Source organism: Devosia aurantiaca, assembly GCF_011058215.1.
GTDB classification, from domain to species: Bacteria; Pseudomonadota; Alphaproteobacteria; order Rhizobiales; family Devosiaceae; genus Devosia; species Devosia aurantiaca.
On record NZ_JAALFG010000001.1, the window covers coordinates 332,959 to 355,630 of the forward strand.

Sequence of the window (22,672 nt, forward strand, 5' to 3'; positions counted from 1 at the left end):
AAGCCGGCCGACACTGACCCGATGACCGACAGCGCTTTTGCCACCGACGACTTCATCCGCTCCCGCATCGCCGATTGGCTGCGCGACCTGGGCTCGGTGCGGCGCCTGGCTCCAAAAACGCTCGAAGCCTATAGCCGCGACATCGGCCAGTTCATGAGCTTTCTCGCGGGCCATATGGGCGGCCCCGTCTCGCTCGCTGCGCTCAAGGATCTGCGCGGCGCCGATATCCGCGCCTTCATGGCCCAGCGCCGCAGCGAAAGCCTCGGCTCCCGCTCGCTCGCCCGCGTGCTTTCTGCTCTCAAGAGCTTTTTCGGCTTTCTGGAGCGCGAAGGAACCCTCGCGACCGAAGCCCTCAACGTCATTCGCACCCCAAAGATCGGCCGCTCCCTGCCCAAGGCGCTGACGGTGATCGAGGCCAAGCAAACCATTGCCACGACCGATGAGATGGAAGACATCCCCTGGGTCGCCGCCCGCGACATGGCGGTGATTTCGCTCTGCTATGGCGCCGGCCTCCGCATTTCCGAAGCCCTGGCGCTGACCTCCGGCGATCTTGAAGCCGCAACCCTGCGCGTCACCGGCAAGGGCGGCAAGGTCCGCATGGTACCCCTGATCGCCCCGGTCCGGCAGTCCATCGAGACCTATCTCGGTCTCGCCCCATTCAAGCTCTGGCCCGACGATAAGCTCTTTCGCGGCGTCAAGGGCGGCGTCCTTTCGCCTCGCCTGATCCAGAAGCGCATGGAACAGCTTCGCTCGGCTTTGGGCCTGCCACCCTCGGCCACGCCCCACGCCCTGCGCCACTCCTTTGCCACCCACCTTCTCGGCCGCGGCGGCGATCTGCGCGCCATCCAGGAATTGCTGGGCCATGCCAGCCTCTCATCGACGCAGATCTATACCGCCGTCGATACCGAGCGCCTGCTCGAAAGCTACGCCGCCGCCCACCCACGCGGCTGAGCTGGACGGATTTGGCCGATCCCGGCTTTGCCCTTGGGGAGACGAGGCGTAGACCCGGTCTTTGAAAGAAGACGCCCATGCCTCCCCCTCCGGATCCAAGATCGACACCGTCGGCTACGCCCTCGCCATCGGCGGCGCCGCCTTGTTTTCCACCAAGGGCATCTTCATCAAGCTCGCCTTTGCCCAGGGCGTCTCGACCGAAGCCGCCCTTGCCCTGCGCATGCTGGTCGCCCTCCCGGTCTATCTCGCGATCCTCGTCACAATCCTGCGCCGCAACCCCGCCTTGGGCGCTAGCCTCAGCCCACGGCTAATCGGCTCCAGCATGGCCGTCGGAGCCCTCGGCTATTACCTGTCGAGCTATCTCGACTTCGCCGGCCTGGCCTTCGTCTCGGCGCAATACGAGCGGCTGGTGCTCTTCACCTACCCCTTCTTCGTGCTGCTGTTCGGCGTCTGGTTCTTTGGCGAGCGCATGGTGTGGCGCCTCGTGCCAGCCTTGTTGATCACCTATGGCGGGCTCCTCGTGATCTTTGCCTGGAACCTGGCCGTCAATCCCGAAGGCCTCCTGATCGGCACCATCCTGGTCCTAGGCTCCGGCACTGACCTTCGCCTTCTACCAGCATCTGGCAAGGCGGCAGATGAAGCTGATCGGCTCGGGGCTTTTTACCTGCATCGGCATGTCCACCGCCGCAGTCCTTGCCATTACCCAGAGCCTCGTCGTCGACGGCCCCGCGACCTATGCAGGCTTCACGCCCTATATCTGGTCGCTTGGCCTGATGCTGGGCATTTTCGGCACCGTGCTGCCCTCGTTCCTGCTCAACACCGCCATTAGCCGCATCGGCCCGCAGGCGACCTCCTCGACAGCCTCCTTCGGCCCAGTGATCACCATCGTCCTTGCCGTGCTGGTGCTTGGCGAAGCCTTTACCTGGATTCATGCAATGGGCACGGCGCTGGTCCTCCTCGGCTCCTGGCTCTTTGCCCGTCTCGAAAGCCAAAACCGGCGCAAGCCCACCTAAATGCGTGTTCGCCCCCTGCCGTAATCCCGCTATAAAGTGCTGAGCAGATGGAAAATCACGGGACCGTGTTCCCGCAACAGGGCGTGTGCGAGCGCCGGCACCGGGACGTGTCGGCTTCGATCAGGAGGGACTGCGAATGCTTATGAAACCAAGAGCGCTGGCGAAAACTTTGCTGGCGCTGACGCTGGCCGCAGGCTTTGCGTGCCCGGCCTGGGCGCAGGCCACCAATGTCGATTTCGGCGATGACACGTCCGAATGGTCCAAGGACGGCGAATGCGACGATCCGCGCTTTACCGGCGCCGGCATGGCGTCCGAACTCGAAGACGCCGACATCTTGAAGGACGCCACCGATTGCCGCACCGCCTTCGAGGCCGGCACCATTACCCTGGTGGAAGCCCCGGTTGCCGAAACCGTCGCACCAGCCACCACCGCCGCCCCGGAAATCGACTTCGGCGACGACACCTCCAACTGGGCCAATGACGGCGAATGCGACGATCCGCGCTTCACCGGCTCCAAGATGGCGGTCGAGCTCGAGGACGTCGATATCCGCAAGGACGCAACCGATTGCCGCACGGCCTTTGAAGCCGGGAGATCACCCTCAAGGATGGCGCCGCAACAACGTCCACCGATACCGCCGCCATCGATTTTGGCGATGACAGTTCCGAATGGGCCAAGGACGAAGAATGCGACGACCCGCGTTTTGCCGGGTCGGCCATGGCCGGCTCGCTGAGCGACGTCAACATCGGCAAAGACGCGACCGATTGCCAAGCCGCCTTCAACGCCGGCACCATTGCCCTCGCCGAAACCGCCCCGAGCACCGGCACTGGCGCGAACTCGGCCATGCTGACCGCCATCGCCAACCGCATCGATTTCGGCGACGACTCGGGTGATTACCCCAAGGACGGCGAATGCGACGACCCGGACTTCGTCGGCTCCGCCATGGCCGCCGAGCCGATGGACAACAATCGCCTCGGCGACGCTACGGACTGCCGCACCGCCTTTCTTGCCGGCACCGTGTCGCTTAAGGGCTCGGCCGCCCAGCCGGTCGGCTTCGATTATGGCTCCGACACATCTGCCTATGCCAATGACGGCGAATGCGACGACTGGCGCTTTACCGGCTCGTCCATGTCCAAGAAGCTCTTCAGCGAAGACGTCATGGCCGACGCCACCGATTGCCGCACGCTCGAGCAAGCCGGCGCCATCTCGATCAAGCGCGTCTACCAGCCCGACTATGCCAGCAACGGCCCCTATGACAGCTCCGGCATCGATTTTGGTGACAATTCCTCGACCTACGCCAACGACAACCTCTGCGACGACCCGCGCTTCGAAGGCCCGGGCACCGCAGTAACCCTCCTCGACGGCGACCGCCTCGCCGACGCCGACGACTGCCGCACAGCCTACGAAGCCGGCACCGTCGACCTGCGCGAAGGCCAGGGCTGAAGCTTCGGCTATCATGGGAAAGATGGTTCTGACCCCGCCTGAAGGTCTACCATCGTACCCTCCCTCCCCTCGATGGGGAGGGTAGCGGCGCTAGGCGCAAAGCGCCGTAGCAAAGCTGGGTGGGGTGGGGTCCAGCACGCTAGCTTGTGGCCATAGCCACCCTGCTGCGCCTCCCTCCCTTAAGGGGGAGGATAAGCACGGTGTGGGAACAAGCACGATGTTCACCTTCCCCTTAGAGGGGAAGGCTAGCAAAGCTTGGCGACGAAGGAGAATAGCGGCGCTCGGAAGGGGGTGCCTTCTTCGCTGAGCTATGCCGCCTTGCGGTCCACCATCATCTTCTTGATCTGAGCAATGGCCTTGGCCGGGTTCAGCCCCTTGGGGCACACCTGGGCGCAGTTCATGATCGTGTGGCAGCGGTAGAGCTTGAACGGATCTTCGAGATTGTCGAGGCGCTCGGGCGTCGTCTCGTCGCGCGAGTCGATCAGCCAGCGATAGGCCTGCAACAGCGCCGCCGGCCCCAGATACTTTTCGCCATTCCACCAATAGCTCGGGCACGAAGTCGAGCAGCAAGCGCAAAGAATGCATTCGTAGAGCCCGTCGAGCTTGGCTCGGTTCTCGACCGATTGCGTCCATTCCTTCGCGGCGTGGGCGAGGTGGTCTTGAGCCAGGGCTCGATGGCGCGGTGCTGCGCGTAAAAGTTGGACAGGTCGGGCACCAGGTCCTTGACCACCGGCATATGCGGCAAGGGATAGATCTTGATCGGGCCGGAACTGTCGTCCATGCCCTTGGTGCAGGCCAGGGTGTTGAGCCCGTTAATATTCATCGAGCACGACCCGCAAATGCCTTCGCGGCAGGAGCGGCGCAGCGTCAGCGTCGCATCCACGTTGTTCTTGATGAACAAGAGCGCGTCGAGCACCATCGGCCCGCAATTGTCGAGATCGACGAAATAGGTGTCGATACGCGGATTGGCTTCGGTGTCCGGATCGTAGCGGTAGATGTGGAATTCGCGCAGGCGCGTAGCGCTGGCGGGCTTGGGCCAGGTCTTGCCCTTTTGCGGCTGGTCGGCCTTGCGCAAAGTCAGTTCGGCCATCTTTTATTCCTTCTCAACGGACGCTTGGGGTCGCCCGGAAAATCAGTAGTTCGGCTTGCAGATCTGGTTCGATTTGGCGACGTAGGTATTGTAGGGCACCGCATCCTCCGGCGCCGTCGGGCGGCCCTTCATTGAGGCGATCACCACGCCCATGAAGCGCTCGTCGATCAACGTCATCGCCGCGTCGGCCTTGCAGGCGCACAGCGTCTGGTCCTGCGCGATGCCCATGCAGGTCGCGTAGAACTCATCCTTTTGCGCAGCAGTCGGCGCTGCGACAGCAGGCGAAGCTAGTAGCAGAGCGGCGGCAGTAACGAGAACGAAGCGCATCAGTAGACACGTGCCTTTGGCGCGATTTTCTTCAAATCGATGCCGCCCTGATCATAGGGCGTCAACGGATCGGTGATCACCGGACGGTAACTCAGTTCTACCGCGCCGGTCTCGATATCGACACTCGCCAGCGTGTGCTTGCGCCATTCCACGTCGTCGCGGTTCGGGAAATCCTCATGCGCATGAGCGCCGCGCGACTCGTGCCGCGCCTCGGCCGAGACCACCGTCGCCATGGCGCAGGCCATGAGGTTTTCAAGCTCCAGCGTTTCCACGAGGTCCGAATTCCAGATCAGCGAGCGGTCCGAAACCTTGATATCGGCGAGGCGCGAATAGATTTCGCTCATCGCCGCAACGCCATTCTTGAGCGACGCATCGGTGCGGAATACGGCGGCATCGGCTTGCATGGTGCGCTGCATCTCGTCGCGGAGCTTTGCCGTCGGCTGCGATCCATTGGCATTGCGCAGGCGATCGAGACGCGTGAGAATTTTTGCGTCCTCGGCCTGGTTGATGCCGGGCACCGGCGCGGCACGATCGATCACCTTGCCGGCCCGGATCGCGGCGGCGCGGCCGAAGACCACGAGGTCGGTCAGCGAATTCGAGCCCAGCCGGTTGGCGCCATGCACCGAAGCGCAAGCCGCTTCGCCCACGGCCATCAGGCCCGGCACGATGCGGTTGGGATCGTTTGCCGTCGGGTTCAGCACTTCGCCATGATAGTTCGCGGGAATGCCGCCCATATTGTAGTGCACCGTCGGCAGCACCGGGATCGGCTCGCGGGTGAGATCTACGCCGGCAAAGATCTTGGCCGACTCGGTGATGCCCGGCAGTCGCTCATGCAGCACTTTTGGGTCCAGATGATCGAGGTGGAGGTAGATATGGTCCTTCTTAGGTCCCACGCCCCTTCCCTCGCGGATTTCGAGCGTCATGCAGCGGCTGACAACGTCGCGCGATGCCAAATCCTTGGCATTGGGCGCATAGCGCTCCATGAAGCGCTCGCCCTCGGAATTTGTGAGGTAGCCGCCTTCGCCGCGCGCGCCCTCGGTGATCAAGACGCCGGCGCCATAGATGCCGGTCGGGTGGAACTGCACGAATTCCATGTCCTGCAGCGGCAATCCGGCACGCGCCACCATGCCATTGCCGTCGCCGGTGCAGGTATGGGCCGAGGTCGCCGAAAAGTACGAGCGGCCATAACCACCGGTCGCCAGCACCACCATCTTGGCGCGGAAGCGATGCAGCGTGCCATCGTCGAGCTTCCAGGCGATGACGCCCTGGCACTCGCCGTTCGGGCCCATGATGAGGTCGAGCGCGAAATACTCGATAAAGAACTGCGCGTCATTTTTGACCGACTGGCCATAGAGCGTGTGGAGGATCGCGTGACCCGTACGGTCCGCCGCGGCGCACGTGCGCTGCACCGGCGGGCCATCGCCGAATTCGGTCATGTGGCCGCCGAACGGCCGCTGGTAGATCTTGCCATCCTGCGTGCGCGAAAACGGCACGCCGTAATGCTCGAGCTCATAGATCGCCGCCGGCGCCTCGCGCGCCAGATATTCCATGGCGTCGTTGTCGCCCAGCCAATCCGACCCCTTGACGGTGTCGTACATGTGCCACTGCCAGCTATCGGGCCCCATATTCTGCAGCGAGGCGGCAATGCCGCCCTGTGCCGCCACGGTATGCGAACGCGTCGGGAAAACCTTGGTGATGCAGGCGGTGTTGAACCCCTGCTCGGCCATGCCCAGCGTCGCGCGCAAGCCCGCGCCACCGGCGCCCACTACCACCACGTCGAATTCGTGGTCGATCAGTTCGTAAGCGGCCATCGGTTAACCCCAGAAGACGAGCTTGAGCACGGCGCCGATACCGGCCACCGCGATCAGGAGACAGAAAAGCGAGTTCAGCATCATAACGAGGCTATACATGCGCCCATGCAGGTAATCCTCGAGCGTATCGCGCATGCCGTTGCGCATATGCGTCGCCACGATGCCGATCAGGAACGCAAGCGGCAGGCCGATCCACGGATTGCCGACCAGCGCCACCACATCCATCCGCTCTTCGCCGGCAAGACGAATGACCAGGAACAGCAGCATTCCCAAGAAGGCGATATTGATCGCCCCGGTCGTGCGCTGGGTGATGAAGCGCCGGGTCGAGGCGCTGGCGCTGCCGTAATGCGTGCGCGGATTGGCGATCGTGTCCTTGGTGATCAATGGCTCGCGCATCTTACTTCACCCACACGAAAACGGTCCAAACCAGCAGTGTGATGGTGATCGAGGCCACCAGCGTCGCCCAGGCCATGGTCGAGCGCTGGCCCGGCTCCATCATCACCGCGAAATCCCAGATGAAATGGCGAATGCCGCCGCACATGTGATGCACGAGGCTCCAGGTGAAGCCGAACAGCACCAGCTGCCCGAACCAGCTGCCATAGATGGCATTGACCTGGTCCAACGGACCTTGCCCCACGGCCGCAGCCACGAGCCAGATCACGAGGAGGCTCATGCCGGCATAGTTGGCAATGCCGGTGGCGCGATGCAGGATCGACATGGCCATGGTGATGGTCCAGCGATAGATCTGCAGGTGGGGAGATGTAGGGCGGGCTCTGACCGACATGAATGTTCCAAGGGGCTGAAGCTGAAGACGGGCGCCTTCAGTTTGGAATTGTTCGAGTGTGTAGCGCCCAATCCTTACGAAATCAAAGCTTCAGCGCCATGACAGCATCACGATCCGGCGCATTCCGCACTTTGTTCGCTTAGCGCACTACCTGTTCGCTGCCCGGCCTCTGGCCTTTCGCCAGGCGGACAGATAAGCCGAACCCAGCAATGGAGCCTCCGGCATGAACGAGCGCGCAAAGATCATCGACAAGCATGTGCTGGCCAAATCCTGGGGGAGCCTCACCAGCTACACCATGGACTACCGCCGCCAGGACGGCACCGTGCAGCGCCTCGAGCGCGAAGCCTATGACCACGGCAGCGCCGCCGCCATCCTCCTCTACGATCCGGATCGAAAGACCGTGCTCCTGGTCCGCCAGTTCCGCTTCGCGGTCATGCTCAATGGCGATGACGCCGAAATGCTCGAAGTCTGCGCCGGCATGCTCGATGGCGACGCCCCCAAACCTGCGCCATCCGCGAAGCCACCGAGGAGAGCGGCCACGCGCCGACCGACCTTCGCCATGTCTGCGACGTCTATGTCAGCCCCGGCTCCGTCACCGAAAAAGTCAGCCTCTTTATCGGCCACTACCACGCCGGCACCCGCCAGCACGAAGGCGGCGGCCTTGCCCACGAAGGCGAAGACATCGAAGTGGTGGAACTGCCGCTCGCCGACGCCCTGGCCATGATCAGCGACGGCCGCATCATGGATGCCAAGACCGTGCTTCTGCTGCAGCATCTCGCACTCACCGCTTGACGCATCCATAGCCAGACGGCTATGCAATGAACCATAGCCAACCAGCTATGGTTTTCGATGCAACAGCAAGACACCCTGTTCCGCGCCCTTGCCGACCCGACACGACGGGCGCTGTTCGAACGCCTCTGCCGCGAAGGAGAGGCGACGGTCGGCACCCTGACCAAGACCGCCGGCGTCTCCCAGCCCGTGGTCTCGAAGCACCTTGGCGTCCTGCGCGAGGCCGGCCTCGTGCTGCATCGCCCCGACGGGCGGCAAACCCACTACCGTGCCGACCTCCAGGCCCTGCGCCCCCTCGCCAACTGGACTGCAGAAATGTCGAGCTTTTGGGAGAACCGCCTCGATCATCTCGACGACCTGCTCAAGAGGATGGATCAATGAGCAACGAACCCGTTCTTCTGTCCGGCGGCAATCCGCAGATCGCCAAGGGTTTTGGTGACGAAAAAGTCGCCGAATATCTCGCCGCGGTGCCCGGCTGGAAACAGGCCGTCTGCCACCAACTCGACAGCTTGATCTCGGACGCCGTGCCCAATCTCGTCAAAGCCGTGAAGTGGAATACGCCCTTCTACGGGCTAGACGACCGGCACTGGTTCGTCAGCTTTCATTGCCTCACCAAATACGTCAAAGTCGCCTTCCCCGCCGGCACCGAACTCGGTCCGGTGCCGCCCGGCACCTCCAAACAGCCTCGCGTCCGCTACCTCGACATCTACGAGGATGCGCCCTTCGACGCGAAACAATTCACTTCCTGGGTCAAGCAAGCCAGCGCCCTGCCTGGCGAAAAGTACTGAGGACCGTCATGCCCAAAGCCACAGCGCATATGGACCAGAGCCTTGCGCCCCAGCATATCGACAAGCGCATCGCCGATGCCGGCGGCTGGCGCGCCGAAATGCTTACCCGCCTCCGCGCATTGATCCACGAGGCCGATCCCGGCGTGGTCGAGGAATGGAAATGGAACGTCCCGGTCTGGGCGCTCGACGGCATCATCTGCACCGGCGAGGTCTATAAGGCCGCCGTCAAGACCACCTTTCCGCATGGGGCTGCCCTGCCCGATCCAAAGCACCTCTTCAACTCGAGCCTCGAGGGCGCCACTCGCCGCGCCATCGATTTCAAGGAAGGCGCCCCGATCGACGAAGCCGCGTTCATCGACCTCATCCGCGCGGCCATCGCCTTCAACAAGAGCAAAAAGCCATGAGCGAAACCAGGACCGTCGTCATCGAACGCGACTTCGAGCATGCGCCGGAAAAACTCTGGCGCGCCCTTACCCAACCGGCGTTGATCGAAGACTGGCTGATGCGCAACGATTTCGTCCCCGAACTCGGCCACAAATTCACCCTCCGCGGCGACTGGGGCGGCGTACTCGATTGCGAAGTGCTGGCGCTCGAGCCGATCACCAGGCTCGCCTATAGCTGGAACTTTGCCAACGACGATCCCGCCTACGCCCTCGAAAGCGTCGTCACCTTCACGCTCACCCCCTCCGCCACCGGCACGCGTCTGCGCGTCGAGCAAACCGGCTTCCGTCCCGACCAAAAAGCCGCCTATGGCGGCGCCCATGCCGGCTGGAAGGGTTTTATGGAAAAGCTCGAAGCCGTGGTGGCCCGGGCTTAGAAACGCCCCCACCCAACCTCCCCGTAATTCGGGGGAGGAGCCGATTGGTTATGCGGCTCGATATCAGCCTCGCACCGGCCCAACTCCTCCCCCTCCTAAAGGGGAGGGGGGGGTGCTCCCTCCCCTAGATGGGGAGGGTAGCAAAGCTTGGCCGCAGGCCTAGCGACGCTGGGGTGGGGTGACTTTTTGGATTGGGCGCAGCGCCGCCGCCCTAAAAATCCACCAGCTTCTTCTCCGGATCATAAGGCTGGTCCTTGGCCACCCTTGTCACCGCCTGGCCGCAGCGCATCTTCTTGCTCACCTGGTCATAGGCATAGGTCGGCCCGCCATGCAGCTGCCAGCCCTCCGACAGCGCCTTGGTCACCTTGTGGCAAAATGCGGAATCGTCTTCACCGGACAAAAACCGATAGATCAGCATGCACGTTTCCCCCAGCCGGCGCCCTCTGCCGGCAATTGATCTTGTCGCCTCTTAGCGCTAATCGAAAGCCTATGCACAGCTTTCCTCAGCACCTGCTCGACGGCCACGCCAATTTCATGTCGGGACGCTATTCCCGCGAGAAAGAACGCATTCGCGATCTGGCCGAGGCCGGCCAGAAGCCGACCACCATGATCATCGCCTGCTGCGACAGCCGCGCGGCGCCCGAAATGATCTTCGATACCGGGCCGGGCGAAGCCTTCGTTTTGCGCAACGTGGCAAACCTCGTGCCCACCTATCAGCCCGATGGCGGCCAGCATGGCACGTCCGCGGCGATCGAATTTGCCATCAAGGGCCTCGGCATCGCCAATATCGTCATCATGGGCCATGGCCGCTGCGGCGGCATCAAGGCAGCGCTCAACCCCGAACACACCCCGCTCGACGATGGCGATTTCATCGGCAAGTGGATGAGCATGCTCGGGGAACTGCCCAGCCAGCTCGGCAGCAATTCGATGATGACCGCCAGCGAACAGCAGACGGCGCTCGAGCGCATCTCCATCCGCAACTCGATCCGCAACCTCCGCACCTTCCCCTATGTGGCCGCGCTTGAGGCGGAAGGAAAGTTGGCGGTCCATGGCGCCTGGTTCGATATTTCGACCGGCGAGCTTTGGGTCATGGATCACAATGGCGATTTCATTCGCCCCGCGCTCTGAACTTTTGCCTGCCCCATTGTGGTCACCCCATTGCACTTGCCGCGCCAGATTTCACCGGCCAAACTAGTTTAGCGCACGGGTAATAAGCTTGCTCACGCCGCCGTGATCACTTGAAAAGGCCCATCTTTCGGGCCTTTTTTCTCGCCTGCAAATGGCCCAGACTTTTGTGCGTCCTCGCCCTTTGCCGGGCCAGCACGAGCCACATTGGGCCGGCAATCTTCTTCTCACGGATCGCCGGAGAGCATCCGTCAGCGGGGTTTACCCGCTGCTTTTCCCAACTCACATGGAGAAATCCCATGAAGAAGATCGTCCTGACCTCCCTGTTCGCCCTCGGCCTGTCGGGCGCTGCCTTAGCGCAATCCGCCACCGATTTTGCTTCGGTGGATACGGATATCAGCGGTGGCGTCACCTTTGCCGAAGCGCAGGTGGCCTGGCCTGATCTGACCCAGGAAGCGTTCACCGCTGCCGATACGGACGGCAATGGCGAACTCTCCGTTGAGGAATATAACGCGCTTCTCGCAAGCGCTGCCCCGGCGCAATAAGGCCGGAACGGGTGGGCCGCCCTCGGGCGGCCCTTCCCTAGGCGCGCACCTTCCGCAAGGGTGACGAGCAGCCCCACGATCACCAATGCAGCGCCCGCAACTTCAGACGGCGTCACCATCTCCCCCAGCACAAGATAGGTCGAGGCAAGCCCCGTGATCGGCACCAGAAGCGTGAACGGCGCCACCGCCGACGCCGGATGCCGAGCCAGAAGCCAGGCCCAGATGCCGCCGCCCAGCAGCGTCCCCGGATAGGCCAGAAAGGCGATAAGCCCCGCATCGTCCCAGCCGAAATTGGCCAGCGCATCCGCCACCCGTGCCGGTCCTTCCACGAGGAGCGAGATCGCCAGCAATGGCAGCGGCGCGACCAACGCCCCCAGACGGTGAATGACAAAGCGCTGACGCGCCCCGCCTTTTTCGTCAGCACATTTGCCAATCCCCAGCTGATTGCCGCCAAGAGGGTCAGCGACAGCGGCAGCAGGCCCGCGCCTTCGATGCGCTCGCTGGCAATAACCATGATGCCGCCAAAAGCGATCGCCGCCCCCAGGATCTGGAACCGGCTTGGTCGCTCACCCAGGATCAGGAACGCCATCAGCATGGTGAAAAACGCCTGCGTCTGCAGCACGATCGAGCTCAGTCCCGCCGGCATTCCCCAGGCGATGGAAAGGTTGAGCAGCGCATAAAGCGCAGAGCCGAAGCTTATTCCGTAAGCAACGACGATCCACCACTTGGTCTTCGGCGGCTTGACGAAGAGCGCGGCCGGAATGGCAGCCGCAGAAAACCGCAGGGCTGCTGCCAAGATCGGTGGCAGCGCCTCGACGCTGAGCTTGATGACAACGAAGTTGAAGCCCCAGATCGCAACGACCAGAAGGGCAAGAAGGACGTGGCGAATGGGCATGGGCACCAAAGAAGGCGGTTAGGCGGGCTCTCGTTGCCACACATAAAGAATGTCCGGAAGCCCTTCTTCGTTGTCGCCGCTGGTTTGGCGCTCGATGGCAAAGCTTAAGCGTTCGTAAAAGCGCCGCGCCGGATAGTTTTCGGCGAAGCACCAGAGCTGCAACCGTCCCTGCCGCGCCATGGCTTGGCGGACCAGCGCCTCGCCTATGCCGCGGCCGCGAAAGTCAGGATGGAGATAAAGGTGATCGATCCAGCCCTCGGTTTCCGCCATGAAGCCGATCGGCTTGTCGAGAGACACGAGCGTCACCCGTGCCTCGCTGATGACGCCGGCGATAAAGCCACGATCCTCTTCGGCCGTATGCAGCTTCGGCAGAAACGGCATAGCCACGGCACGCGAACGGCCGAAAATGTCGACGATCGCATCGACATCTTCAGCATTTGCGGCACGAAAGGTGACGCCCTGCGGCGCCACCCTCGCTTGTGCCACTTACGCGGCCTTCTTGCGGGCCGCATAACCCTTTTCGATCAGCGTTTCGGCGATCTGGATCGTGTTGAGCGCAGCGCCCTTCCGGAGGTTGTCGGAGACCACCCACATGGCAAGACCGTTCTCGACCGTGGTGTCTTCGCGGATGCGCGAAACATAGGTGTCGTATTCGCCAACCGTTCCACCCGGCGTCATAGCCGCCCGGTTCGCGCTTATCGAGCACCGAAATGCCCGGCGCCTCGCGCAAGAGGTCGCGGGCTTCGTCGGCGGAAATCGGATCGGCGAACTCGATATTGACCGCTTCGGAGTGCCCCACGAAAACCGGCACGCGCACGGCGGTGCAGGAGACCTTGATCTTGGGATCGAGGATCTTCTTGGTTTCGGCCAACACCTTCCACTCTTCCTTGGTGTAGCCGTCTTCCATGAACACATCGATATGCGGGATGACGTTGAAAGCGATCTGCTTGGGGAACTTATTGCCCGGACCGGGGCTGTCGTTCACGAAAATGCCCTTGGTCTGGTTCCAGAGCTCGTCGACGCCTTCCTTGCCGGCGCCGGAAACCGACTGATAGGTCGAAACCACGACGCGCTTGATGGTCGCCGCATCATGGAGGGGCTTGAGCGCCACGACCAGCTGCGCGGTCGAGCAATTGGGGTTGGCGATGATGCCGGTGCGGTTGGCGTCGGCCAGCCAGCGGTCGAGCTGGTGCCCGTTCACTTCCGGCACGATCAGCGGCACGTCCGAATGATAGCGCCAATAGCTCGAATTATCGATGACGATGGCGCCGGCTGCCGCAATCTTGGGGCCCCATTCCTTGGCGATCGAGCCGCCCGCCGACATGATGGCGAAGTCGACTTCGGAAAAGTCGAAATGCTGCAGGTCGCGCGCCTTGAGGATCTTGTCGCCGAACGAAATCTCTCGGCCGATCGACTTGGACGAGGCCAGTGCATAAACCTCGTCGGCCGGAAACTTGCGTTCGGCCAGAATGTTGAGAACTTCGCGGCCCACATTGCCCGTGGCACCGACGACAGCGACGCGATAACCCATTTTGGAACTCCGGTCCCTTACCATTCCGCCCCCGCGCGATCATATTGACCGCGGTCCTAATTTCGCGCCTCTCCCCGTCGGGAGTGCGACCCGGGGAAAAGCGTCAGGCGGTTTTGGTGGTTTTGGTCATGGTGAACATGCCCCCGGCGGTGAGCCGGGCGGTGGCATAGGCGGCGATAGGGCCGATGCTGACCATGACGATGTTGCTTCCTATCAAAGAGCAGGATTTCTCATACGCCGAAATAGGAAATAGTCAATTACCTTGCTTGCTACCGTCTTGAGAGCTAGGGCTCGCGCTTCGAAAGGACTTCCCCAATGCCCGACTACGACGTGATCATTCTCGGTGCCGGCGCCGCCGGCATGATGGCGGGCATCGAAGCGGGCCGTCGCGGCCGCAAGGTCCTCGTCGTCGACCATGCCCGCGACCCAGGCGAAAAGATCCGCATTTCCGGCGGCGGCCGTTGCAACTTCACCAATGTGAACGCCACCCACACCGCCGGTCGCGAACGCTTCCTGAGCCAAAACCCGCGCTTCGCTCTCTCCGCCCTGTCGCGCTACACGCCCGACATGTTCATCGACAAGGTCAAGAAGCGCGGCATCAAGTTCCACGAAAAGACCCTCGGCCAGCTCTTTCGACGACGGGCCCGCGACGCAGATCGTCTCCATGCTCACCGACGAGCTGCGCCAGGCGGGCGCCACCATCTGGACCGGCCGCGCCGTCGGCAGCATCGAAAAGATCAGTGATGGTTTTGACGTCATGGTCGGCGATGGCCGCGTCACCACGACGAGCCTCGTCGTCGCCACGGGCGGCAAGTCCATTCCCAAGATGGGCGCCACCGGCTTTGCCTATGACGTCGCCCGCCAGTTCGGCCTCAAGCTCACCGACACCCGCCCTGCCCTCGTGCCCCTCACCTTCGAGCCCGGCGCCCTCGAAAAGCTGACCCCACTGGCCGGCGTCTCCACCAATGCCGTAGTCAGCCGCGGCAAGACCCGGTTCGAGGAAGCTCTCCTTTTCACCCACCGTGGCCTTTCCGGCCCGGCAATCCTCCAGATCTCTTCTTATTGGCGCGAGGGTGACCCCATCACCGTCGACCTGTTGCCCGGCGAGGATGCACTCGATTTCTTCCGCGCCGCCCGCCAGTCCGCCCCCAAGCAGCACCTCCAGACCGCCCTCGCCGAGCGCCTGCCCAAGCGACTGGCCCAGCTCGTCGGCGACAACATCAACCAGCCCGGCATGATCGGGGACTTTTCCGACAAAAAGCTCACCGCCGCCGCCGACGCGGTCAATCGCTGGACGCTCAAGCCCGTCGGCTCGGAAGGCTATCGCACCGCCGAAGTGACCCTGGGCGGCATCGACACGGCTGACCTCGACGCCAAGACGCTAATGGCCCGAACCGTGCCGGGCCTCTTCTTTGTCGGCGAAGCGGTGGACGTCACCGGCTGGCTCGGCGGCTACAATTTCCAGTGGGCGTGGGCTTCCGGCTATGCCGCCGGACAGGTCGCCTGATCTAAAACCGAATCCCGACCCGCAGCAGAGCATCGGTGCGCCCATTGTCCGGCGTGCCGCAGGCGCCGAAGTCGCTGACATGGGACACCGTCGCCATGATCGACGCGCCAGGCAGCACATCGACACCAAGGGTCGCGGCCGCGCGACCCAGCGCCGGACACCCAAAGCGCTGCGGTGCATCCGGGTCCGACGCAGTCTGCCACGCTCCGCCCAGGCTTGCTTCGCCGAACACCGGCAATACCGGCGGCCGGAACGTCCAGCTCAGCCCGGCATAAACAAGATGCTCGCCGCCGCTGAAGCTGAGCGTGCCGCCCAGATGCGGCCGCACTTCGCCCAGAAGGCCAAGATCGCCAATTCCGGGCAAACTGTAGAGCAATTCGACATTGGCCTCAGCTATTCGATCCGGATCGAAGAGGCTCGTGCCCGGGTCGGTCACGCCCCCGATGCTGACCCCGCCGCGAACCTCGAACGGCACGATCTGCGCCCAGGCCGCCGGCGCCATGAACAGGGCGGCAGCAACAAGGGTCACACGGGCGAGCAGGCGAAACATGGCCGTCTCCATGGCTGAACCACCACAGAGACGCCTCATGTGCCATTAGGCAAGATTTGACGAAAATTGTCGCTAACGGCGCCTTAATGCTGGCGCTCGGAGGACGTTAGAACTTCCAGCCGAGCCGCAGGCCGAAATTGGAAAGCCCGGCATTTTCTTGGCATAGGCCTGCATTGGACGTGTGCTCGTAGGTGAGCGTCGCCGTCGCATTTTCGGTGAGGTTGGCGCCGACGCCGAAGCGCTCGTAGAAGTTCACCTGGCAGCCGAAATTGCGATAACCCTCCGGCGCATTGGTCAGGTAGCCATTATGCGCGGCGGCGCCGAACGTGCCTTCGAGGTAAAGCGGCGTCTCGAAGATCGGCAATTGCCAGGTCAGGCCGAGATGGAACAGGCTATCCTGCCCCTTGGTGTTGATCGTCGCCCCTAGCTCTGGCCGCGGCGAGCCGATCCAGCGGAAGACATCGGCATCCGGCGTCGTGAACAGCACGTCGAAGCTGATGTCCTCGAAGCGGTTCCAATACCAATCCTGCGGATTCTGCGGCAGCATGGTCCAGTAGATTTCATGGAAATGCCCGCCGATACGAACCTCATCAACGATGTCGAGAACGCCGGCCGAAAAAGAACCGGGCGCCGCATCCTGGGCCAGGGCCGGACTTGCCGCCAGGATCGCTAGGGTCGCAACTGCACTCAAGACACGCTTCATCGCCGGCCATCCTTGCCACAGACGCCGCTATCTAAGGGGCCCACAAGCCGCTACGGTCAAGCGTATTTCCGCCCTCCCCTGCGCAAATGGCGCCCGCTGTGTCACAAAATCCCGATCCGGCCTTGACCTTGCCGCCTTCCATCGTGATCTAACGATCAAGATTTTCAGCACAGATTGTTTCGATCATGCCCGCACCCTTCGCCCTTTCGCTCCAGGATCTTGCACCCATCGCCTTCGGCTCCAGCACCGTGGAAGCCATGGCCGAGACAGTAAAACTGGCGCAGGCGGCAGATAAGCTGGGCTATAACCGCCTCTGGTATGCCGAGCATCATGGCATGCCGTCGATCGCCTCCTCGGTTCCCGAAATCCTGATCGGCAGCGCTGCCGCCGCGACCAAAGACATCCGCGTCGGCTCGGGCGGCGTCATGCTGCTCAATCACGCGCCCCTGCGCATTGCCGAGGCCTATCGCACGCTTGAAGCGCTTCATCCTGAGCGCATCGACCTTGGCCTGGGCCGTGCCCCGGGGGCGACGGCTATGCCATGCGCGCCCTGCGCTCCGGCGGCGGCGAGGACTTCTCGGCCTATCTGGCTGAGCTCATGGCCTTCGACGAAGACAATTTTCCGCCCGATCACCCGTTTTCGCGTGTCCCGGTGTCGCCCGGCGGCGTATCGTTGCCGCCCAAATGGCTGCTCGGCTCGTCCGGCGCCAGCGCCCAGGCCGCCGGCCAGCTCGGCTTCGGCTATGCTTTTGCCGCCCATTTCAGCCACACCCCGGCGGCGCCAGCCTTCGCCGCTTACCGCGAGGCCTTCCAGCCGTCCGAGGATTTTCCTGAGCCCCGCACCATTCTCTGCCTCTCGGTGATCTGCGCGCCGACCGGGGAAGAAGCCAGGCACCTGGGCATTTCACAGGCGGTCAACTGGGCCCGCTTCGTCACCGGCGAACAGCGTCAACTGACCTCGCCCGAAGAAGCCTTGAAGCACAAGCTGACCCCGCAACAGCAGGCCGTCATCGATCAGCAGTCGACGCTCTGGCTGGTCGGCAACCCCGAGCAAATGGCGGAGGCGATCACCGAAAAAGCCAAGGCTGCCGGCGCCGACGAAGTCATGGTCACGACGACCATCCACTCCTACGACCTGCGCCGCCGCTCTTACGCGCTGCTCGCCGAAGCTCTGGGCGTCACGCCGCGCCTCGCGCAGCAGCACGCTGCATAACTTGGGCCTGCCGGAGCAAGCCCACAAAAACAGCCCTAACCCCGATCGTACTCCTCCCCCGCCTAATGGGGAGGCCGGGTGGGGGCCTGCCTTCGCAGCTGCTGCCCCTAGTTCATCGCCTGCCGCGACACCAGCTCGCACTGCCCCGTCGGCTCGACCTTCAAGGCCAGCTGCTGTCGATCGAGTTCCGCCAGCCAGGCGGTCCACGAGCACGGGCTCATCCCGTCCTCGACGCTGAGGCTTGCGGGCTTCGCGCCCTGCGCAAAGCGCAGCTTGAGCTGCGCGCGCACTTCACCCAGGCCATTGCGCACGCGCGCGATCGCCGGGGTGCCCTTGCGGTCACTGACCCAGTTCTGGATATCCCGATGCCGCGTCAGCATATGGGCTTGTGTCATGATAGCCTCCTCCGTTTCTTTGTGATTACCCCGTGAAACGGACCGGTCCTCCTCCGGTTCCGTCTCGGGTATTGTTTATTCAGTCCAGCGGGTAACGAGCTTGAGCGTCTCCATTTCCTCCGGTGAAAAGTAGTAAAGCTGGTCCGGCGGCGTTTCGAGCGCATGGAGCCACAGCGCCGGATCCACTCCGCCGTCGCCCAGATATCGCGTAATGTCTGCCGTCACCGCCTGGGCATCGGCCATGGCAACACCCGCTACGCTCAGCGCGTCGATGGGAGTGGCACTCAGCGCCGCTGCATAGATCTGGTGTACGCCCACAGCTGCCTCGCGCCCGGCGATCCGCTCCGTGCCACCCGCAAAAATCAGCGGGCAGGACGAAGCACACAATCCGCCATTGGCGACTTCGGTGGAGAGGTCCCGCTCTCGAATCAGCCGGCCAATGCTGAGGGCATCGTCGACCGAGCCGCCGGGCGAATCCAGCAGCACGGTTGACACATATTCCCCGCGCGCCTCGATCTCGGCCAGGAACCGCGCCGACGAGCCCGGATCGATCGTCCCGGTCAGGGTCAGCTTGCCGCCGCTCGCAAGCGCGATCTCGAGCGGCGCTTCCAGAAGCTCGGGGCTGCTGGTAACCGGCGGACGCTCCTGCCCGCCGCCGCTCGGCGTCGTGGCCGGCGGCAGGATCGGCTGCGGCATCTGCGTCAAGGCCGGGGGCGGGGCAACCGATGCCATCTCGCGAAAGTCGAGATAGAGCACGCCCACCGTACCCGCCAGCAAGGCGTAAAAGGCAAAGCGCAGCACCGCCCCGTCTTCGAGCCCGCTCAGCCAGCCGCGAAGCCCGCCATTCGTTTTCGGCGCCAAGGTTGTCATGCCGGACGCGGCCCATCACCCCGTTTGCGCTGCGCCGTTTCGATCGGCGTCACCGTCGTATCCGGTTCAACGGCGACCACTTCCGCTGGTGGTGGCACAGTCTCCTCAGACTCTTCCTTCGGTTTCCCCGTCGCCACATCGATGCCGGCGGTCTCCATCTGCCGGTAGATCGACATCGCCCGCAGCATCTCTGCCGCGGTGATGTTCTCGGCTTCTTCGAGCGACTGCGAATCCTTGCGCATCGCGTCGTTGACGATCATCAGCACTAAAACCAGCACCACCGGCAGGAGGTCGATCGAGATCGCGCCGGCCCAACTCGGAATAAAGTCCTGCCAATAGCGCAACACGGCCTCGGCGCTCGACAGCGGCACATAGCGTCGCTGCGGCACGTCTTCGGTCGCGAGGATTTCGTCCGCTGCCGTCGACAGCGCCGCCGACTGTGCGGCAACCGAGGCTCGAACCGTTTCGATCACCTGATTTTGCCGCGTGGCAAGATCGCCCACCGTTCCATCGGCGACCGGCGCGATGAAGCCCGCCGACAGATCCTCGGCAGCGCGCCGCACCGACGATGCAACGCCGGTCTGCTGCAGCGCAGCAATCACCGCGGTGAGCTGCACCGCTTCGGCCTGGAAGGCATCGGTACGCGGCTCGATGGCGCCTGGCGTCGACACCAATTCGCGCATCGTCGCCAGCCGCGCCGAGCCCTGCTCGAACTGCAAGGCGACCTCGTCGCGAGAGCTGGTAATCGTGGTGGCCAGCTGGTTCATCTGCGTGCCCATCTGCTGCAGCAATTGCACGACGCTTCCCGAACCGGTTGTACCAGTCAGCGCACCGGATTCCCGTTCATCCGCAGCAAGGCCGGAAAACCGCTCTGCCGCACGCTGCACGTCCGGCAGCAGCGACTGCGCCGCCAGCGCATTGGCATGAGCACGGTCGAGGTCCTCGGCGTAGCCCTGAAGCGTCACCGCCATATGCTGTTCGGTCGCCGCCGACCCAGCCAAAGCGGCCGCATTGAGCCATGAGCTCATCGCCATGATCATCAGGCAGCCGATGGCCATGGTGATGAAAAGCCCTACCCGCTGCACGCCGCCCGTCACCAGCGGCACGAAGCGCATCATGAAGGTCCAGAAGGCGTAGATCGCGACCGACACCGCCGCCGAATAGATGATGGCGGCAAAAAGACGAAGGTCGCCGAGCCATCCAGCAGCCCGCGCACGCCCAGATATGTATAGACGCCCGAGGCGAGCGCCAGCACCGCCAAGGCGAAGCGGCTCATCGTCTCGACGCCGCGCACGGTTTCGCTGAGACGGTAGGCATTGGGTTTAAGCTGCATGAAAGCCCCGACGCTGATGGCCCTCCCCAGGGCCTTAAGCGGACGTTAACACAACCAACCCGGCGGAACGGTGGCAGCACCGGTGATGGTTAATCGAGCGGCGTTGACAGTTCGGTGAGCGAAAGCCTACCCAAGCACCCATAACGAGGAGACCTCTACATGTCGAAAAAAGTCCGCTGGGGCATTCTGTCCACCGCCAATATCGGCATGCAGAAGGTAACGCCTGCCATCCAGAAATCCCCCAGCTCCGAGGTCGTCGCCATCGCCTCGCGTGACGGGACCAAGGCCCGCGCCGCAGCCGATGAGCTGGGGATCGAAAAGGCCTATGGCTCCTACGAAGAACTCTTCGCCGATCCCGAAATCGACGCCATCTACAATCCTCTCCCCAATCACCTCCATATCCCGATGACGCTGGCGGCAGCCCGCGCCGGCAAGCATGTGCTTTGCGAAAAGCCGATTGCCCTGTCCGCGGCAGAAGCCGAGCAATTGCGCGAGGTGCCCAAGAACATCATCGTGCTCGAAGCCTTCATGGTGCGCTTCCACCCGCAATGGGCCCGTGCCCGCGAGATCATCCGCTCCGGCGAGCTCGGCGATATCCGCTCCATCAATGCGGTCTTCACCTACTTCAATGCCGATCCCAACAATGTGCGCAACATGGCCGATATCGGCGGTGGCGGCATCATGGATATCGGCTGTTACCCGATTACCGCCGGGCGTTACCTCTTCGAGGCCGAACCAAAGCGTGTCGTTTCACTGGTCGAGCGGGACGAGAATTTCGGCACCGATCGCCTGGCCAGCGTCATGGCCGATTTCGGTGGCGGACGGCAGCTCAACTTCACATGCTCCACCCAGACCGCCGGCCACCAGCGCGTCCAGGTCCTGGGCTCCAAGGCCAAGCTCGAAATCGTCATCCCCTTCAACGCTCCGGCCGATACCCGCACCGCCATCACCATCGATATCGGCGAACCCTTCGACGGCTCGCTCGCCCGCCGCGAAATCCTGCCCGCCGTCGATCAATATACCGAACAGGCCGAAGCCTTCGCCCAAGCCGTCCTCGGCAACAAGCCCCTGCCCTGGGACACCGAAGATGCCATCGCCTCGATGCGGGTGATCGATGCAATCTTCGAAAGCGAACGCAGCGGCGGCTGGGCCAACGTCGCCCGCTAATGGCCGACCGCGTCCTCCTCACCGGCATTTCAGGCTTCCTCGGCGGTCACATCGCCATGGCGCTCCTCAATGCCGGTTTTGAGGTGCGCGGCAGCGTCCGAAACCTGAACAAGGCGGTAAAAGTCCAGCAGACCCTGAGCCGTGCTGGGGCCGACATCTCCCGGCTGGACTTCGTCGAACTCGATCTCAGCGCCGATCGCAACTGGGCCGAGGCGATGGAGGGCGTTCGCTATCTCCAGCACACTGCCTCGCCCTTTACCCTTACCATGCCCAAGGATCGCAACGAACTGATCGGTCCGGCCGTCGTAGGCACCGAACGTGCTCTCCATGCGGCAGTCTCGGCCGGTGTCGATCGTATGGTGCTGACCTCCTCCATGGCCGCAATCGCCTATGGTCACGACAAGACCCGCACCGCACCCTTCGGCCCTGGCGACTGGACCGTGCTCGGCGAACGCCCGCTCAACGCCTATATCGAGTCCAAGACCCGTGCCGAACGCCGCGCCTGGGAAATCATGGACGCTGCCGGCCGCCACGACGACCTCGCCACCATCAACCCCAGCGCCATCTTCGGTCCGCTGCTCGACGATGACCCCGGCACCTCGGCTACCCTGGTCAAGCGACTGATGGATGGCTCCGTGCCCGCCGCGCCAAAGATCCCGATCACCGCCGTCGACGTGCGCGACGTCGCCGCCGCCCATGTCGCCGCCATGACCAGCTTCGAAGCCGGCGGCCGCCGCTTCCCCATGGGCGACAGCGCGCTCTTTTTCATCGATGCGGCGCGCCTCCTGCGCCAGCACTATCCCGACCGGCGCATCCCGAGCGTCGAACTCCCCGATTGGGCCGTCCGGCTCTACGCCTTCTTTGACCGCGACGTGCGCGACAATATCGGCGAACTCGGCTACGCCAAGCGCCTAGACTCGAGCGCTGCCACCCAACTCCTCGGCCGCCCGCTCATCCCATCCGAAGAGGCCATTCTCGCTACCGCCAATAGCCTCGTCGAGCACCGCCTCGTCTAGCAACAGCCCTTG

25 protein-coding genes and 7 pseudogenes are annotated in these 22,672 nt (G+C 63.3%); 17 read left to right on the top strand and 15 right to left on the bottom strand.

Annotation, left to right across the window (positions count from 1 at the left end; all coding sequences use genetic code 11):
* Nucleotides 1-21 precede the first annotated feature (21 nt).
* The 5 genes and pseudogenes from G5575_RS01715 (at nt 22) to G5575_RS01735 (ending at nt 3,404) form a co-directional block, all read left to right on the top strand.
* Nucleotides 22-951, top strand: coding sequence for a tyrosine recombinase XerC (locus G5575_RS01715; RefSeq protein ID WP_164533705.1), 930 nt, complete (start codon nt 22-24; stop codon nt 949-951).
* 61 nt (nt 952-1,012) lie between these two features.
* Nucleotides 1,013-1,468, top strand: a pseudogene (locus tag G5575_RS19780) (EamA family transporter); the annotation flags it as partial.
* 118 nt (nt 1,469-1,586) lie between these two features.
* Nucleotides 1,587-1,964 (top strand): DMT family transporter, encoded by a 378-nt coding sequence (locus G5575_RS19785; RefSeq protein ID WP_164533706.1) that lies wholly within the window; start codon nt 1,587-1,589, stop codon nt 1,962-1,964.
* Between the two features lie 136 nt (nt 1,965-2,100).
* Nucleotides 2,101-2,694, top strand: a complete 594-nt coding sequence (locus G5575_RS01730) for a hypothetical protein (RefSeq protein WP_164532827.1) — start codon at nt 2,101-2,103, stop codon at nt 2,692-2,694.
* Nucleotides 2,679-3,404, top strand: coding sequence for a hypothetical protein (locus G5575_RS01735; RefSeq protein WP_164532828.1), 726 nt, complete (start codon nt 2,679-2,681; stop codon nt 3,402-3,404). Before G5575_RS01730 ends, G5575_RS01735 begins: the two co-directional genes overlap by 16 nt.
* 308 nt (nt 3,405-3,712) lie before the next feature.
* Here the strand turns inward: G5575_RS01735 and G5575_RS01740 are convergent.
* From G5575_RS01740 to sdhC, 5 genes and pseudogenes are all read right to left on the bottom strand, one after another.
* Nucleotides 3,713-4,494: pseudogene (locus G5575_RS01740) on the bottom strand (succinate dehydrogenase iron-sulfur subunit).
* A gap of 42 nt (nt 4,495-4,536) precedes the next feature.
* A complete protein-coding gene (locus G5575_RS01745) occupies nt 4,537-4,821 on the bottom strand; it encodes a hypothetical protein (RefSeq protein WP_164532829.1) in 285 nt (94 codons plus the stop codon).
* Nucleotides 4,821-6,632, bottom strand: coding sequence for a succinate dehydrogenase flavoprotein subunit (gene sdhA / locus G5575_RS01750; protein ID WP_164532830.1), 1,812 nt, complete (start codon nt 6,630-6,632; stop codon nt 4,821-4,823). Before sdhA ends, G5575_RS01745 begins: the two co-directional genes overlap by 1 nt.
* Nucleotides 6,633-6,635: 3 nt before the next feature.
* Nucleotides 6,636-7,028: a succinate dehydrogenase, hydrophobic membrane anchor protein gene (gene sdhD, locus G5575_RS01755; protein WP_164532831.1), complete on the bottom strand. Its 393-nt coding sequence runs from the start codon at nt 7,026-7,028 to the stop codon at nt 6,636-6,638.
* Nucleotide 7,029: 1 nt separating this feature from the next.
* Nucleotides 7,030-7,416 (bottom strand): succinate dehydrogenase, cytochrome b556 subunit, encoded by a 387-nt coding sequence (gene sdhC / locus G5575_RS01760; protein WP_164532832.1) that lies wholly within the window; start codon nt 7,414-7,416, stop codon nt 7,030-7,032.
* Between the two features lie 223 nt (nt 7,417-7,639).
* On the opposite strand from sdhC, the gene G5575_RS01765 reads away from it, so the two are divergent.
* The 5 genes from G5575_RS01765 to G5575_RS01785 all read left to right on the top strand — a co-directional run bounded on the left by G5575_RS01765 (nt 7,640) and on the right by G5575_RS01785 (nt 9,810).
* Nucleotides 7,640-8,140: an NUDIX hydrolase gene (locus tag G5575_RS01765; protein WP_328765802.1), complete on the top strand. Its 501-nt coding sequence runs from the start codon at nt 7,640-7,642 to the stop codon at nt 8,138-8,140.
* A gap of 125 nt (nt 8,141-8,265) precedes the next feature.
* A complete protein-coding gene (locus tag G5575_RS01770; RefSeq protein WP_164532833.1) occupies nt 8,266-8,586 on the top strand; it encodes an ArsR/SmtB family transcription factor in 321 nt (106 codons plus the stop codon).
* Nucleotides 8,583-8,993 (top strand): DUF1801 domain-containing protein, encoded by a 411-nt coding sequence (locus G5575_RS01775; protein ID WP_164532834.1) that lies wholly within the window; start codon nt 8,583-8,585, stop codon nt 8,991-8,993. The genes G5575_RS01770 and G5575_RS01775 overlap by 4 nt, the downstream gene beginning before the upstream one ends.
* Nucleotides 8,994-9,001: 8 nt before the next feature.
* The gene (locus tag G5575_RS01780) at nt 9,002-9,397 is read left to right on the top strand and encodes a DUF1801 domain-containing protein (protein WP_164532835.1); all 396 of its coding nucleotides are present in this window, start codon (nt 9,002-9,004) and stop codon (nt 9,395-9,397) included.
* On the top strand, nt 9,394-9,810 hold the full coding sequence (locus G5575_RS01785; protein ID WP_164532836.1) for an SRPBCC family protein: 417 nt from the start codon (nt 9,394-9,396) through the stop codon (nt 9,808-9,810). Before G5575_RS01780 ends, G5575_RS01785 begins: the two co-directional genes overlap by 4 nt.
* 211 nt (nt 9,811-10,021) lie before the next feature.
* Here G5575_RS01785 and G5575_RS01790 read toward each other — a convergent pair whose 3' ends face one another.
* On the bottom strand, nt 10,022-10,228 hold the full coding sequence (locus tag G5575_RS01790) for a DUF1737 domain-containing protein (RefSeq protein WP_164532837.1): 207 nt from the start codon (nt 10,226-10,228) through the stop codon (nt 10,022-10,024).
* A gap of 71 nt (nt 10,229-10,299) precedes the next feature.
* Here G5575_RS01790 and G5575_RS01795 point away from each other — a divergent pair, with 71 nt between their 5' ends.
* Nucleotides 10,300-10,938: a carbonic anhydrase gene (locus G5575_RS01795; RefSeq protein ID WP_164532838.1), complete on the top strand. Its 639-nt coding sequence runs from the start codon at nt 10,300-10,302 to the stop codon at nt 10,936-10,938.
* 296 nt (nt 10,939-11,234) lie between these two features.
* A complete protein-coding gene (locus tag G5575_RS01800; protein WP_164532839.1) occupies nt 11,235-11,480 on the top strand; it encodes an EF-hand domain-containing protein in 246 nt (81 codons plus the stop codon).
* Between the two features lie 116 nt (nt 11,481-11,596).
* Here G5575_RS01800 and G5575_RS22015 read toward each other — a convergent pair.
* From G5575_RS22015 to G5575_RS01815, 4 genes and pseudogenes are all read right to left on the bottom strand, one after another.
* Nucleotides 11,597-11,809: pseudogene (locus G5575_RS22015) on the bottom strand (hypothetical protein); the annotation flags it as partial.
* Between the two features lie 233 nt (nt 11,810-12,042).
* Nucleotides 12,043-12,375 (bottom strand): annotated as a pseudogene (locus tag G5575_RS22020) (EamA family transporter); the annotation flags it as partial.
* Nucleotides 12,376-12,393: 18 nt separating this feature from the next.
* Nucleotides 12,394-12,861, bottom strand: a complete 468-nt coding sequence (locus G5575_RS01810; RefSeq protein WP_164532841.1) for a GNAT family N-acetyltransferase — start codon at nt 12,859-12,861, stop codon at nt 12,394-12,396.
* Nucleotides 12,862-13,906: pseudogene (locus G5575_RS01815) on the bottom strand (aspartate-semialdehyde dehydrogenase).
* A gap of 315 nt (nt 13,907-14,221) precedes the next feature.
* Here G5575_RS01815 and G5575_RS20925 point away from each other — a divergent pair.
* Both G5575_RS20925 and G5575_RS01820 read left to right on the top strand, forming a co-directional pair.
* Nucleotides 14,222-14,650 carry an FAD-dependent oxidoreductase gene (locus G5575_RS20925; RefSeq protein WP_268904366.1) on the top strand — a complete coding sequence of 143 codons (429 nt, stop codon included), beginning with the start codon at nt 14,222-14,224 and terminating at the stop codon, nt 14,648-14,650.
* Complete coding sequence (locus G5575_RS01820) at nt 14,571-15,413, top strand: BaiN/RdsA family NAD(P)/FAD-dependent oxidoreductase (RefSeq protein ID WP_268904367.1); 843 nt, start codon at nt 14,571-14,573, stop codon at nt 15,411-15,413. The genes G5575_RS20925 and G5575_RS01820 overlap by 80 nt, the downstream gene beginning before the upstream one ends.
* A gap of 1 nt (nt 15,414) precedes the next feature.
* On the opposite strand, the gene G5575_RS01825 is transcribed toward G5575_RS01820, so the two are convergent.
* Entirely contained in the window at nt 15,415-15,963 is a 549-nt protein-coding gene (locus G5575_RS01825; RefSeq protein ID WP_164532842.1) for an acyloxyacyl hydrolase, read from the bottom strand.
* Between the two features lie 106 nt (nt 15,964-16,069).
* Nucleotides 16,070-16,666 carry an acyloxyacyl hydrolase gene (locus G5575_RS01830; protein ID WP_164532843.1) on the bottom strand — a complete coding sequence of 199 codons (597 nt, stop codon included), beginning with the start codon at nt 16,664-16,666 and terminating at the stop codon, nt 16,070-16,072.
* 257 nt (nt 16,667-16,923) lie between these two features.
* Here G5575_RS01830 and G5575_RS01835 point away from each other — a divergent pair.
* A pseudogene (locus G5575_RS01835) lies at nt 16,924-17,879 on the top strand (LLM class flavin-dependent oxidoreductase).
* A 107-nt stretch (nt 17,880-17,986) separates the two neighbouring features.
* Here G5575_RS01835 and G5575_RS01840 read toward each other — a convergent pair.
* From G5575_RS01840 to G5575_RS01850, 3 genes and pseudogenes are all read right to left on the bottom strand, one after another.
* Entirely contained in the window at nt 17,987-18,274 is a 288-nt protein-coding gene (locus G5575_RS01840; RefSeq protein WP_164532844.1) for a hypothetical protein, read from the bottom strand.
* Between the two features lie 75 nt (nt 18,275-18,349).
* Nucleotides 18,350-19,135 (bottom strand): COG3904 family protein, encoded by a 786-nt coding sequence (locus G5575_RS01845; RefSeq protein ID WP_235935502.1) that lies wholly within the window; start codon nt 19,133-19,135, stop codon nt 18,350-18,352.
* 5 nt (nt 19,136-19,140) lie between these two features.
* Nucleotides 19,141-20,477, bottom strand: a pseudogene (locus G5575_RS01850) (hypothetical protein).
* Nucleotides 20,478-20,636: 159 nt separating this feature from the next.
* On the opposite strand from G5575_RS01850, the gene G5575_RS01855 reads away from it, so the two are divergent.
* Nucleotides 20,637-21,644, top strand: coding sequence for a Gfo/Idh/MocA family protein (locus tag G5575_RS01855; RefSeq protein ID WP_164532846.1), 1,008 nt, complete (start codon nt 20,637-20,639; stop codon nt 21,642-21,644).
* Nucleotides 21,644-22,660 carry an NAD-dependent epimerase/dehydratase family protein gene (locus G5575_RS01860; RefSeq protein WP_164532847.1) on the top strand — a complete coding sequence of 339 codons (1,017 nt, stop codon included), beginning with the start codon at nt 21,644-21,646 and terminating at the stop codon, nt 22,658-22,660. Before G5575_RS01855 ends, G5575_RS01860 begins: the two co-directional genes overlap by 1 nt.
* Nucleotides 22,661-22,672: the final 12 nt, after the last annotated feature.

Bases quoted from the DNA above. Each gene is read 5' to 3' on its own strand.
- G5575_RS01715 (WP_164533705.1), top strand. From the start codon at position 22: ATGACCGACAGCGCTTTTGCCACCGACGACTTCATCCGCTCCCGCATC.
- G5575_RS19785 (WP_164533706.1), top strand. From the start codon at position 1,587: ATGAAGCTGATCGGCTCGGGGCTTTTTACCTGCATCGGCATGTCCACC.
- G5575_RS01730 (WP_164532827.1), top strand. From the start codon at position 2,101: ATGCTTATGAAACCAAGAGCGCTGGCGAAAACTTTGCTGGCGCTGACG.
- G5575_RS01735 (WP_164532828.1), top strand. From the start codon at position 2,679: ATGGCCGGCTCGCTGAGCGACGTCAACATCGGCAAAGACGCGACCGAT.
- G5575_RS01745 (WP_164532829.1), bottom strand. From the start codon at position 4,821: ATGCGCTTCGTTCTCGTTACTGCCGCCGCTCTGCTACTAGCTTCGCCT.
- sdhA (WP_164532830.1), bottom strand. From the start codon at position 6,632: ATGGCCGCTTACGAACTGATCGACCACGAATTCGACGTGGTGGTAGTG.
- sdhD (WP_164532831.1), bottom strand. From the start codon at position 7,028: ATGCGCGAGCCATTGATCACCAAGGACACGATCGCCAATCCGCGCACG.
- sdhC (WP_164532832.1), bottom strand. From the start codon at position 7,416: ATGTCGGTCAGAGCCCGCCCTACATCTCCCCACCTGCAGATCTATCGC.
- G5575_RS01765 (WP_328765802.1), top strand. From the start codon at position 7,640: ATGAACGAGCGCGCAAAGATCATCGACAAGCATGTGCTGGCCAAATCC.
- G5575_RS01770 (WP_164532833.1), top strand. From the start codon at position 8,266: ATGCAACAGCAAGACACCCTGTTCCGCGCCCTTGCCGACCCGACACGA.
- G5575_RS01775 (WP_164532834.1), top strand. From the start codon at position 8,583: ATGAGCAACGAACCCGTTCTTCTGTCCGGCGGCAATCCGCAGATCGCC.
- G5575_RS01780 (WP_164532835.1), top strand. From the start codon at position 9,002: ATGCCCAAAGCCACAGCGCATATGGACCAGAGCCTTGCGCCCCAGCAT.
- G5575_RS01785 (WP_164532836.1), top strand. From the start codon at position 9,394: ATGAGCGAAACCAGGACCGTCGTCATCGAACGCGACTTCGAGCATGCG.
- G5575_RS01790 (WP_164532837.1), bottom strand. From the start codon at position 10,228: ATGCTGATCTATCGGTTTTTGTCCGGTGAAGACGATTCCGCATTTTGC.
- G5575_RS01795 (WP_164532838.1), top strand. From the start codon at position 10,300: ATGCACAGCTTTCCTCAGCACCTGCTCGACGGCCACGCCAATTTCATG.
- G5575_RS01800 (WP_164532839.1), top strand. From the start codon at position 11,235: ATGAAGAAGATCGTCCTGACCTCCCTGTTCGCCCTCGGCCTGTCGGGC.
- G5575_RS20925 (WP_268904366.1), top strand. From the start codon at position 14,222: ATGCCCGACTACGACGTGATCATTCTCGGTGCCGGCGCCGCCGGCATG.
- G5575_RS01820 (WP_268904367.1), top strand. From the start codon at position 14,571: ATGCTCACCGACGAGCTGCGCCAGGCGGGCGCCACCATCTGGACCGGC.
- G5575_RS01825 (WP_164532842.1), bottom strand. From the start codon at position 15,963: ATGTTTCGCCTGCTCGCCCGTGTGACCCTTGTTGCTGCCGCCCTGTTC.
- G5575_RS01830 (WP_164532843.1), bottom strand. From the start codon at position 16,666: ATGAAGCGTGTCTTGAGTGCAGTTGCGACCCTAGCGATCCTGGCGGCA.
- G5575_RS01840 (WP_164532844.1), bottom strand. From the start codon at position 18,274: ATGACACAAGCCCATATGCTGACGCGGCATCGGGATATCCAGAACTGG.
- G5575_RS01855 (WP_164532846.1), top strand. From the start codon at position 20,637: ATGTCGAAAAAAGTCCGCTGGGGCATTCTGTCCACCGCCAATATCGGC.
- G5575_RS01860 (WP_164532847.1), top strand. From the start codon at position 21,644: ATGGCCGACCGCGTCCTCCTCACCGGCATTTCAGGCTTCCTCGGCGGT.